This is a genomic window from Empedobacter sp. UBA5036, from assembly GCF_002415215.1.
GTDB lineage: Bacteria > Bacteroidota > Bacteroidia > Flavobacteriales > Weeksellaceae > Empedobacter > Empedobacter falsenii_B.
Genome location: NZ_DICC01000073.1, coordinates 51,819 through 64,482 on the forward strand (window position 1 = coordinate 51,819; position 12,664 = coordinate 64,482).

The following is a 12,664-nucleotide window of genomic DNA, read 5'->3' on the forward strand; positions in this document are numbered from 1 at the left end:
TTTCGTCCATTTATTTTTCCACAAAAAAACCTCACAATAGGTATCGAAAAGCTTTTAAATCTATCAACTATTAACTGCTTTTGATAGTTATTATCTTATGCAATATTGTGAAAACAACAATATTATATATAAGGATGATTTTAGTTGTTTTGAAGTCTGTTTGATTTTTATATTAAGTCATTTTGTAAGAAGCATAAAAATTTATTTTTTACAATTTTTTTCATCTTCTGAAAATCAGGTTGTGCGTTTTAGTACAATTATTATGTTAAAAATAGTTAAAACGTCATGTTTAAAATTTTACTTAATTATTCCATTAAATAATAAACAAAATCATTCATTATTTATGTTAAGTAAATTCTAATTAAAATTGAATGAAAGTTAAAATAATCTCGAAGTTAAAGATGTCAAATATCATTGTAGCATCAATTTATATTAAACATGAGAAAAAAATTAACTTCATTAAGCTTATTCGCTTTTCTTGGTTTTGCTGCATTTTCGTATGGGCAAACGAAAGGAATTATAAATGATGGCAATGGTTTTCCAGAAGCAGATGTGCAAATTAGAATCAAAGGTTCAGACAAAGTAGCTTACACAGATGAAAATGGAGAATTTGATATTGATGCTAAAATTGGTGATATTTTAATCATTAATGGAAAAGATTATGTTGTTTCGAGCAATCATTTAGGTGTTATTAAATTACAGTCTAATACTACTGTAGATCTTGCAGAAACGGTTGTAACCGCTTTTGGTGTACAGAAAAAGGAAACTGTAGTTGGTTCTGTGGGAACTATAAAAGCTGAAGATATAGAAAACAGACCTTTATCTAATGTGGCAAAAGCTTTAGATGGTGCTGTAGCTGGCGTACAAGTTTCAACTGGTTCTGGTCAGCCTGGTTCTGGATTGGAAGTGCAAGTTCGAGGAGTAGGTTCTTATAACTTATCTAGTTCGCCATTGTATGTTGTAGACGGGGTTATCTACACAGGAAGTTTACAAGATTTGAATCCAAATGATATCGAATCATTGACCGTTTTAAAAGATGCTGCTTCAACTTCTTTATATGGAGCATCAGCTGCAAATGGAGTTGTTATGGTGACAACAAAAAAAGGTAAAAAAGGTAAAGGATCTTTTAGATTATCTTCAAATACAGGAGTTGTAACGAGAGCTATACCAGAATATTCGAGAGTTGGAGCAGGAGATTATTATGTTGCTACTTGGGAATCTATGCGAAATGGCTATTTAGCTTCAAATTCTTCTGCAACATTAGCACAAGCGAATGCTTATGCTTCAACGAATTTAATTACAAATAATCTTAAAAATAATATTTACGGAGTTGCCGATAATCAAGTTGTTGTAGATGGAGTTTTAACTTCATCTGATGCTTTATACAATGATTTTGATTGGCAAGATTATATCTCTCGTGTAGGGTCTTTTCAAAAGTATGATATAGATTATTCGGGTGGTGATGAGAAGACAACATATTTTGCAGGTTTTGGTTATAATAAAGAATCTGGTTATGTGATAAAATCTGATTTCGAACGTTATAATGCACGTGTAAATGTAGATTCTCAAGTTACAGATTGGTTAAAATTAGGAACTAATTTATCAGGAAGTTTAATTAAATCGAATCAAGCTGATTCTAGTGGAGGTTCTTCTTATATCAATCCATTTTATTTTACACGAGCAATGGGGCCAATTTATTCGCCTTATTTGTATGATGCAAATGGACAACGTGTTTATGATACAGAAGGAAATCCTGTTTATGATGGAAACGAATCTCGTGGTAGAGGTTCTAGTGCAAGTTCTGGACGAAATGTGTTGCAAGAAACTTTGTTGAATAATCAATATCAAGATTCTAATTCTATTAATTCAAGATTTAATGCAGAGATTAAACTTGCAAAAGGTTTAACATTTACTTCAAACTTATCATATGATGTAAGAAATTACAAATACAAAGAATATGGTAATAAAGAAATTGGAGATGCGTCTGGTACTGCTGCTTTAGAAATTACGGAATATAAGTATACAGGTACAACATTCAATCAAATCTTAAATTATAGAAAATCATTCGGTTTACACAACTTCGATGCAATCTTAGGTCACGAAAGTTTTGAGAGAAAAACTGATTATTCTAATATTCGTAAAACTGGAGAAACTGTTTCTGGTATTTATGAACTAGTCAATTTCTTGAATACAACAAGTGCAACGGGGTACAATTACATCATTAGAAAAGAAGGATATTTTGCACGCGTTAACTATGATTATGCAAGCAAATATTTGTTGTCTGCTTCTGCTCGTTTAGATAAGTCATCTCGTTTTTCGGATGAAAATAATCAAGGTATTTTCTGGTCTGTAGGTGGTGGATGGAATATCCACAAAGAAGATTTCTTAAAAGATTCATCAGTTATTAATGAATTAAAATTACGTGCTTCTTATGGACAAGTTGGGAATGATGGCGGAATTGGCGAAGAACCAGGTTATGAGGTCGATTTAGATTTATATTCTTTGGGATATAACAATGGGACAGAATCGGGAGTCTTACTTGGTCAAGTTGGTAATTCTAACTTAACATGGGAATCTAAAAATTCGTTTGATGTAGGATTAGATTTTGCATTGTTCAGAAATAGAATTTCAGGATCATTAGAATATTATTTACAAGATGTAAAAGATATGATTTTCGCTGTTCCTGTGCCAAATTCTGCTGGAGTTCCAGGAAATTCTATTTATCAAAATATTGGTAAAATGAGAAATCAAGGAATCGAGCTTTCATTAAACTTTGGGATTGTTAGAAATGATAAATTCTCATGGGATTTAGGTCTGATTGCTGCTCATAACGAAAACGAAATGTTGAAAATGGCTAATGGAAAAGATGATGCAATTATCAATGGAACAAAACGTATTGCAGAAGGTCATTCTTTGTATGATTTCTGGTTGCGTCAATGGTATGGTGTAGACTCTTCGGATGGAGCAGCTTTGTATGTTCAAGATCCAACAAAAGCAGACGATTCTAATACACGTACAGTTAACGGAACTAAAGTAACTACTAATTATGCGAATGCATTGTATGATTATTCAGGATCATCATTACCAGATGTTTATGGTAGTATTACAAATAATTTCAGAGTTGGAAATTTTGATGCTTCAATTATGTTGAATTATCAATTAGGAGGAAAAACATATGATAGTAATTATGCGTTATTAATGAGTTCTTATCCACAAGGACAAGCAATTAGTACAGATATGTTATCAGCTTGGAAAAGTCCAGGAGATGTTACAAATGTGCCAATTATGAGTACTGCGAATACAACAAATGCTTCTGCTGCTTCGTCAAGATGGTTGGTTAGTTCAGATTATTTAACAATCAAAACAGTACAATTAGGTTACAATTTCGATAAACGAGCAATTGAAGGAATTGGTTTAAGCAATTTGAGAGTTTATGTTTCTGGTGAGAATTTATATTCTTGGACCGCAAGACAAGGTTTAGAACCAGCGCAGTCATTCAACGGTACAACAACTTATCGTTACACTCCGTCTCGAACAGTAAGTTTAGGACTAAATGTTTCTTTCTAAAAAAATGAATTTACAATGAAAAAGATAAAATTATTACTAGTAGTTATTGGATTATCATCATTTTCGTTATCATCATGTAATGATGATTATTTAGATGTTGTTCCGACATCCTCAGTAAGTGATCAAACAATTTATTCTACAGCAGATAACTTAATGGCTGCAATAAATGGAATGCATAGAAATATGTATGTTAGACAAAATGAATCTCAAGGTAATAATGGTTATACAGCACAACTGATTATTACAGATGTAATGGGAGAAGATGTTGTATTTCCTTCTACTGGAAATGGCTGGTTTGTAAGTGAATTAAGATGGATTTCTCAAAGCAACAATTCTTCTACAACTTCATCTTATCCTTGGACATTTTGGTACGAAATGATCAAAAATGCTAATAACATTATTACATACGGAGATGATGCATCGGGAGATCAGGATATAAAAGATCAAGCTATTGGAGAAGCCTATGCTTACCGTGCATTTGGATATTTTCAATTAGTTCAGTTGTATGGTAAAAGATATGTAGCAGGTGCCGCAAATTCTGATTTAGGAGTTGTTTTAAGAGATGATCCAAAAGATGTTGATCCAAAAACGCGTGCAACTGTACAAGAAGTTTATACTGAAATTTGGAATGATTTAGCCAAAGCAGAAACTTATTTAACAGGAAAAAAAGCGTCTAATGCTTCACATTTTTCGATCGAAAATGTAAAAGGTATTATGGCAAGAGTTGCTTTGGTTCAGCAAGATTATGCAAAAGCTGCTGAATATGCTAACGAGGTAAAATCACAATTTTCGTTAATGTCACAAACGCAATACAAAGCTGGGTTTAATGATTATTCAAATCCAGAATGGATGTGGGGCGTAACAATTCAAGAAGATCAATCCGACTATTTCGGAAATTTCCATGCTTATATGTCTCGAAATTACAATTCATCTCAAATTCGTACTGCTCCAAAAGTGATGAATACCAATTTGTACAATGCTTTTCCAACAACAGATGTTCGTACGCAAGTTGTGGATCCGACAGGAAAGCATACAAGTTTAGATTTACCGTCTAACTATTCACTATTTGCATATACATCTCAAAAATTTTTAGCACAAAGTACATCAAGTTCTTTAGGAGATGTACCGTTTATGCGTGTGGCAGAAATGTATTTGATAGAAGCAGAAGCGTTATATAAATTAGGAAAAGAAACAGAATCTAAAGCAGTATTAACAACTTTAGAAAAAGCAAGGGATACATCTTTCACAGGATTTACAACTTCTGGGGATGCATATTATCAACAGATTTTACTGAATAGACGAATCGAATTATGGGGAGAAGGATTTAGATTCTTCGATTTAAAACGATTAGGTCAAAAATTAGATCGTACAGGAGCAAATCACAATGCAACTGTTATTAACAACGTTTATACAATAGAGCCAACAGATTTAAAATGGCAATGGATAATTCCTGTCGCTGAAATCAATTCGAATCCGTTGTGTGAACAGAATCCATCGTGATAACATTTTTTATATATATCTTCTCCTCATAGAGAAATATAACATTTTTAGAGGTTTTCCATTTGGAAAGCCTCGATTTTATTTAAAAAAAAATTATGTATACTAAAATATAGTAAACAAAAAAAAACTCAAGTGATTCACTTGAGGGTTTTTGTTATTTTTCTGCTTTTATGGTATTATTTAAGCTATTCTTTTGATTTTTTTGACGCTCTTTTTCTTCGTCAGATAATTTATCTTCAAGATTTATTTTCACATCATTCAGCATTTCTTTGAATTTTTCAGGTTGCATCATATAATATTTGTAACTCTCAGAAAATTGATGAAATGTGATATCATAATTTTTCATAATATCTACCGCATCTTTTGCTAAATCGATACTTTGATCTTGATTTTGAATAGGAAACATCTGCAATCCTTGTTGACTAATATATAAATCAGTAAGAATATCAATCATTTCAGATTTACCGATGAGATCTTTTGGTTTGTCGTAATTTTTTGGTGCGCAACTAAAAATACTCAAAAAAATCAGTGATAAAAAGATCAAGTTTTTCATAATTTGCCAAATATTTTTCTTAATCGTAACGAAATTACACCAAAAACGGCTTCTCCAATAATATCAGAACTAATTTTTGATTCGCCTAAAGTTCTGTCCGTAAAAATAATCGGAACTTCTTTTAGCTTAAACTTCTTAATCCACGTTTTATACTTCATTTCAATCTGAAAACCATAACCTTTGAATTGTATTTTATCCAAATCCAAAGATTTCAACACGTTTGCTCTATAACCAACAAACCCTGCTGTAGCATCATGAACAGGTAATCGCGTGATGATGCTCACATATTTCGACGCAAAATAAGACAATAAAACTCTGTTCATTGGCCAATTCACAACATTTACACCATTAGAATAGCGTGAGCCAATAGCTAAATCGGCACCATCTGCTAAAGCTTGGTATAAGCGAGGTAAATCATTTGGATTATGCGAAAAATCGGCATCCATTTCGAAAATATATTCGTATTTATTTGCTAAAGCCCACTTAAATCCATGTACATAAGCGCGTCCTAAACCATCTTTTGTGGTACGAATTTCTAAATGCAAACGTCCATTAAACTCAGGAATCAAACGTTTTACAATATCATTCGTTCCGTCTGGAGAACTGTCGTCAACAATAAGCACATCAAATGCTCCGTCAACAGCCAAAGCTGCACGAATAATGGCTTCTATGTTTTCTTTTTCGTTATAGGTCGGGATAATAACTAATTTGTCCGACATAAATATTATTTTGTGGGCATAAAGATAGTTATAAGATTGTTAGTCTTTTGTATTTTTGAAAAAATTATGAAAACAAACGATTTAATCTCGATAGGAAAAAATACACTTGGCAATGATACTGTTCTTATTGCTTTGACGGTGTGTTTGTTATTGGTTTGTGCAGCAAAATACTTGTTTGCGAAAAATTTCAAAACGCTAGATAATAAAACCGAATACATGAGTTTTACGGATGATAATACGACGTTATTTAGTTTTATTGTTAATGGTGTGACGGTTTTGCTGATAAGTTTGTTGTTGGTTTCTTATTTTGATATCAATTATAATCATATTCCAAATTTTAAGTTTTATTATCTTTCACGTGTCGGAATTACCTTTGGTGTAATCAGTTTGATTATGCTTTTTAGGTTGATGATTGAGGTAATTTTTTATCGTGTTTTCTACGAATCTAGTTCTGTTTCATATTTTATGAAAAGCTCGAGTTTTGTCAATGCAAAAAATGTTTTACTCTTACTTATTATTTGTTTTTTGTTTTTTTACACACAAATTAACAAAGATTACTTGATGGTGATTGGCTTTATTTTGTTGTTTTTGAATAGAATATTCGAAATTTATCATATATACGCAAAACAAATAAGTGACAATAAATCAGTTTGGTATTATAATATTTTGTACCTTTGCACCCTAGAAATTTTACCTATAATGGTATTAGCAAAACTATTAATTGTAGGTAAAGTAATCTAAAATTACTATGAAAGTTAAATCAATATTAGTATCTCAACCTAAGCCTCAGGCAGAAAACTCGCCATACTACGAGATTGAAAAAAGAAATAAAATCAAAATTGATTTTAGACCATTTATCCAAGTTGTCGGAATAGACGCTAAAGAAGTAAGACAACAAAAAATTGACTTTAGCAAAGTGACTGCTGTAATTTTTACAAGTAGAAACGCTATTGATCATTTTTTCCGTTTAGCAGAAGAAATGCGCTTTACTGTTCCTGACTCTATGAAATATTTTTGCGAATCAGAAGCAATTGCATTCTATTTACAGAAATACATTGTTTACAGAAAACGTAAAATTTATATTGGAGAAAAAGTTTTTGCGGATATGGTGCCTTTATTTAAAAAGCACAAAGACGAAAACTTTTTATTACCAGCATCTGATGTTTTAAAACTAAATGTTCCTACTTTACTAGATAGTTTAGGATTAACTTGGCAAAAAGCAACTTTGTTTAGAACTGTATCGAGTGATTTATCTGATTTGTCTGATGTAAAATACGATATTTTAGTATTTTTTACACCTTCAGGAATCAAATCATTATTCGAAAATTTCCCAGATTTCGTGCAAGAAAATACAAGAATTGCCGTTTTCGGAAAATCGACAGTAGATCAAGCAAAAGAGATGGGATTACGTGTAGACATTGAGGTGCCAACACCACAAACGCCTTCAATGACAATGGCGTTAGATAAATACGTGAAAGAAGCAAATAAATCAAAATAATATTCGCTTTACCCTTCTCTCTAATTAAAAAATATGTAAATTAAAGAGATGGAAAAAAGATGGGAAATAAAAGAACAGCCCAATACTGAAGTTGTTAAGGATTTAAGAGAATCGCTTAACATATCTGAGGTGCTTGCTATTTTATTAGTCCAACGTGGAATTACGAATTTTGCTCAAGCCAAATCGTATTTTAATCCATCCTTAGACGAATTGCATGATCCTTTTTTGATGAAAGGAATGTCTGATGCGGTTTCACGTATCAAAAATGCAATTGATGATGAAGAAAATATCTTAATATTTGGAGACTACGATGTAGATGGAACGACAGCTGTAACTTTGTTTTACGAATTTCTGACTTCTATCTACTCGAAAGTCTTTTTTTATATTCCAGACCGAAATAATGAAGGTTATGGAATCTCTCAACAAAGTATAGAATTCGCTGTACAAAATAATATTTCACTTGTTATTGCTTTAGACTGTGGGATTAAAGCACACGAAGAAATAAAATATGCACAATCAAAAGGCATAGATTATATTATTTGTGATCACCATTTACCAGATCGTTCTGTGCCAAAAGCGTACGCTGTTTTAGATCCGAAACAAAAAGGTTGTCGCTATCCTTACAAAGATTTGAGCGGTTGTGGCGTTGGGTTTAAATTGGTACAAGCTTATACCGAGAAATTTAATCTTCCGAAAGAAAATCTTTTATCTCTTTTAGATTTAGTTGCAGTAAGTATTGCGGCTGATATTGTTCCGATTACAGGAGAAAATCGTGTATTGGCTTTTGCTGGTTTGAAACGATTAAATTCAGAACCTCGTTTAGCTTTTCAGCAATTAATTCCGACTAATATTAAAAATAATGTCAATATTTCGAATGTTGTTTTTTCTATTGCGCCAAAAATTAATGCTGCAGGTCGTATAAAACACGGTTCGGAAGCGGTTCGTTTTATGTTGAGTACAGATGAAGAGGATTGCCGTAAATATTTGAATGATATAAATTCATTAAATAATGAACGCAAAACCTTGGATCTTGATATGACACATGATGCACTTTTTCAACTGGATCAAATTAATACCAAAGAAAAATATTCGACCATTGTTTACGATGCTTCTTGGAATAAAGGAGTAATCGGAATTGTTGCTTCTCGTTTGGTCGATTTGTATTATAAACCAACCATTGTTTGCACGAAGAATAATGAAGGCGAAATTGTATGTTCGGCTCGCTCTATTCAAGAGTTTGACATACATTCGGCAATCGAAAAAAACAAAGATTTGTTAACACAGTTTGGTGGACATATGGCTGCTGCTGGTTTGGCAATGAAAGAAGAAAACTTTGAAGAATTCAAGATTAGATTTGATCAAACAGTGAAAGAAATGTCGAATGGAAAACATTTTACGCCATCAATTTTGATCGATAAAGAGATTTCTTTTAAGGATATGACACGTTCTTTCTTGGAATCGGTGATGCGAATGGCGCCTTTTGGACCAGATAATATGAATCCTGTTTTTATTTCGAAGGATTTATTAGCAACGGATTTCCGATTAGTTGGTAAAGAACACGCGCGTTTGTACGTACATCAGCGAGATACACGTATTACGTTTCCTGCAATTGGTTTCAAATTAGGGAAATTTGGACCAAAATTAGAGAAAGGACAATCGTTTGATATGGTTTACACAATCGGAATGAATTATTGGCAAGGAAAAGGAACTTGGCAATTGAATATCAAAGATATTCGCTTCAACGATTAATGATGTCCTTCTATAACCAAAACCATTTCACCTTTTAAATTTCTTTTTTCAGCTATTTCGGCTAATTCAGTTAATGTTCCGCGTAAAGTTTCTTCAAATTTTTTCGAGATTTCGCGTGATAAACTTGCTTTGCGTTCAGCTCCAAAAGCTTCGGCTAAATCTTTTAATGTGCGTCCAATTTTATGTGGAGATTCGTAGAAAATCATCGTTTTCTTTTCTTCTACTAATGAATCTAATTTCGATTTTCGACCTTTTTTCACAGGTAAAAATCCAACAAAAGTAAATTCATTATTTGGTAATCCAGAAACAACTAATGCAGGAACAAAAGCGGTTGCACCTGGTAAACATTCGATTACGATATTATTTGCTACACATTCTTTTGCTAATAAATAACCTGGATCAGAAATACCTGGAGTTCCGGCATCAGTAATAATCGAAATGATTTGACCATCTTTTAGCTGACGAATAATATCTTCAGTTGCTTGATGCTCATTGTGCATATGGTAGCTACGCATTGGAGTAGAAATTTCGAAATGTTTCAGTAAAATACCACTATTTCGCGTGTCTTCTGCCAAAATCACATCCGATTCTTTTAGCACATCAACCGCTCTAAATGTCATATCTCCCAAATTTCCGATTGGCGTCGGAACCAAATATAATTTTCCACTCATGCGACAAAGTTACAAAGTAATTTCAAAAGAAAAAGCCAGCAAATTAGCTGGCTTCCTATATTATTTCAAAATATCTGCTAAATCTGCAATATCTTCAGCCGAAACTTTGTCCAAAATTTTGTCTAAATCTGTTCTAGGAATATCTAATTTCGAATCGATAACCAATACATTTCGTAAACCGTTAATTCCAAAAATCATTTTCTTAACTCGTCCGCCATCTTCTTGTAATGAAATGTTCAAACGGCTGTCTTTCGCTTTGAATTTGACTAAGTTCTCATATTTTTCACCACGCATAGATGACTGCAAATCATTCATGATTCTTTTTTGCTTTCCTTGTCCAGCATCTGAAACAACAAAAACTTTAGCCGATTTTAAATAATTAAATAAATCTGTTCCACCAGCTTTTCCAGCTAATTTCAACGCAAAAGAAGGTAAAGGAATTACAGTAGATTGATTATCATATTTTTTGTAGAATTCTTGCATGTTGCTTGTTGTACCGCAAGATTGCAATGTTAACAATACTGCTATAAAAGATAAACCGATTATTTTTTTCATTGTTCTTGTGTTTATAAATTAGAAAAAGCTATTACAACTCTCGTACCGAAAATTATTAATTTTTAGGATTGTTGAATTTTTAGGTAGGAAAAAATCATTTCTAAAATCGATGAATCATCTAAACCAATCATTTTTTCTAATTCAGAAATCGAAGCATGTTCGATAAATTCGTCCGGATATCCATTAATTGTGATATTTCCTTTGTAATGAATAGAGTTTAAAAACTCTAAAATTCCACTTCCGAAACCACCTTTTTTTATTCCATCTTCAAAAGTTAGAATGGTAGAATATTTTAATGAAATAGCTTTTAAGCGAGATTCATCCAAAGGTTTGATAAATGGAAAATCAATCAAAGCAACTTTATCTTGAAGATGATTTTGGATGATAATTTCTTCGATTCGAGAACTAATTAATCCAGTCGAAATAATCGCTAATTGATTTCCTTCAAAAATAATTTCAGATTGACCGATTTCTATTTTTTTGACTTTAGAATTGCTTGTTTGGATATTATTTTTTGGATAACGAATAGCAAATGGTTGAGTTGTAAACTGCGCTGTGTACAATAGATTTTTGAAATCTTTTTCGTTTCGAGGCGAAGAAACAATCATATTCGGAATTTCGCGCAAATATGCAATATCAAAATAACCATGATGCGTCGCGCCATCTGTACCAACGAATCCTGCACGATCAATACAAAATACAACAGGTAGATTCTGTAACGCTACATCGTGAATGACTTGGTCGTACGCACGTTGTAAAAATGTCGAATAAATCACACAATACGGAATGGTATTTTGCGTCGCCAGACCAGCTGCAAACGTCACCGCATGTTGTTCTGCAATCCCGACATCAAAAACACGTTCAGGAAAATCTTGATGACATTTCACCAAATTACTTCCTGTTAACATTGCAGGCGTTATCGCAACGATTTGTGAGTTATTTTTAAGTAATTGATGCATGGTTTTACCAAAAACATCTTGATACGATTTTTCTTTTTTCTTTGATTTTATTTCGCCCGTTTCTTTATCAAACAAACCTGGAGCATGCCATTTTACTTGATCGATTTCGGCTTGTTCGTAACCTTTTCCTTTTATTGTTTTGATGTGTAAAACTTTCGGACCTTTTATATAATCAGCTTTATTGAAAGCATTTAGTAAATCATCAAAATTGTGTCCATCAATTGTTCCAATAAAATTTAAACCGAAATTGGAGAAAATATTTTCGGATTGATTTTCTAATGATTTAAAATGTTTTTTCAATCCTCCAACCGAAGGATCAATTCCGATATCATTATCATTCAAAATCACTAAAACATCCAAATCTGTAGATCCAAGATGATTCAATGCTTCTAAACTCATTCCAGAAGTAATCGATGCATCACCAATAATTGCAATGTGTTTTCTATTGATTTGATTGATTTTATCTGCAGTTGCCATTCCAACAATTGCTGAAATAGAAGTAGAAGAATGTCCCGTTCCAAATGTATCAAACTCACTTTCTATACGCGTTGGGAAACCAGAAATACCGTCTTTTTGACGTAATGAATCAAAAATTTGTTGACGACCAGTTAAAATTTTATGCGGATAACATTGATGGCCAACATCCCAAATCAACAAATCTTTTGGTGTATTGTAGTGATAATGTAATGCAATCGTTAATTCAATCACACCCAAACTAGCACCTAAATGTCCTGGTTTTACACTCAAAGTATCCAAAATAAACTCGCGCATCTCGTGAGCTAAAGCAGTTAATTGAGACGCTTCAAAAGTCCTAAGTTCCTTAGGATGATTGATTTTTGAAAGTAGATTATCCATTATTCTTTTACAAAATTACATTTTTCTGAGGAATTTTC

General features: G+C 32.4%; 10 protein-coding genes. 5 read left to right on the top strand and 5 right to left on the bottom strand.

Annotation, left to right across the window (positions count from 1 at the left end; all coding sequences use genetic code 11):
* Positions 1–438 precede the first annotated feature (438 nt).
* Complete coding sequence (locus tag B4J88_RS13900; protein ID WP_291047984.1) at positions 439–3,567, top strand: SusC/RagA family TonB-linked outer membrane protein; 3,129 nt, start codon at positions 439–441, stop codon at positions 3,565–3,567.
* Positions 3,568–3,582: 15 nt separating this feature from the next.
* Positions 3,583–5,067, top strand: a complete 1,485-nt coding sequence (locus B4J88_RS13905; RefSeq protein ID WP_286494932.1) for a RagB/SusD family nutrient uptake outer membrane protein — start codon at positions 3,583–3,585, stop codon at positions 5,065–5,067.
* Positions 5,068–5,221: 154 nt separating this feature from the next.
* Here B4J88_RS13905 and B4J88_RS13910 read toward each other — a convergent pair whose 3' ends face one another.
* Complete coding sequence (locus tag B4J88_RS13910) at positions 5,222–5,620, bottom strand: DUF4296 domain-containing protein (RefSeq protein WP_286495291.1); 399 nt, start codon at positions 5,618–5,620, stop codon at positions 5,222–5,224.
* On the bottom strand, positions 5,617–6,339 hold the full coding sequence (locus B4J88_RS13915; RefSeq protein WP_291067869.1) for a polyprenol monophosphomannose synthase: 723 nt from the start codon (positions 6,337–6,339) through the stop codon (positions 5,617–5,619). The genes B4J88_RS13910 and B4J88_RS13915 overlap by 4 nt, the downstream gene beginning before the upstream one ends.
* Before the next feature lie 66 nt (positions 6,340–6,405).
* On the opposite strand from B4J88_RS13915, the gene B4J88_RS13920 reads away from it, so the two are divergent.
* The 3 genes from B4J88_RS13920 to recJ are packed head-to-tail and all read left to right on the top strand — an operon-like array spanning position 6,406 to position 9,586.
* The gene (locus tag B4J88_RS13920; RefSeq protein WP_114998201.1) at positions 6,406–7,080 is read left to right on the top strand and encodes a DUF4271 domain-containing protein; all 675 of its coding nucleotides are present in this window, start codon (positions 6,406–6,408) and stop codon (positions 7,078–7,080) included.
* Positions 7,081–7,087: 7 nt separating this feature from the next.
* Positions 7,088–7,837, top strand: coding sequence for a uroporphyrinogen-III synthase (locus tag B4J88_RS13925; protein WP_114998197.1), 750 nt, complete (start codon positions 7,088–7,090; stop codon positions 7,835–7,837).
* A 48-nt stretch (positions 7,838–7,885) separates the two neighbouring features.
* A complete protein-coding gene (recJ, locus tag B4J88_RS13930; protein ID WP_221854393.1) occupies positions 7,886–9,586 on the top strand; it encodes a single-stranded-DNA-specific exonuclease RecJ in 1,701 nt (566 codons plus the stop codon).
* On the opposite strand, the gene rsmI is transcribed toward recJ, so the two are convergent.
* The 3 genes from rsmI to B4J88_RS13945 form a co-directional block, all read right to left on the bottom strand.
* Entirely contained in the window at positions 9,583–10,257 is a 675-nt protein-coding gene (rsmI, locus tag B4J88_RS13935) for a 16S rRNA (cytidine(1402)-2'-O)-methyltransferase (protein ID WP_221854392.1), read from the bottom strand. The genes recJ and rsmI overlap by 4 nt on opposite strands.
* Before the next feature lie 60 nt (positions 10,258–10,317).
* Positions 10,318–10,812: a DUF4252 domain-containing protein gene (locus B4J88_RS13940; RefSeq protein ID WP_038336746.1), complete on the bottom strand. Its 495-nt coding sequence runs from the start codon at positions 10,810–10,812 to the stop codon at positions 10,318–10,320.
* A 62-nt stretch (positions 10,813–10,874) separates the two neighbouring features.
* Complete coding sequence (locus B4J88_RS13945) at positions 10,875–12,626, bottom strand: 1-deoxy-D-xylulose-5-phosphate synthase (protein WP_291067870.1); 1,752 nt, start codon at positions 12,624–12,626, stop codon at positions 10,875–10,877.
* Positions 12,627–12,664 lie beyond the last annotated feature (38 nt).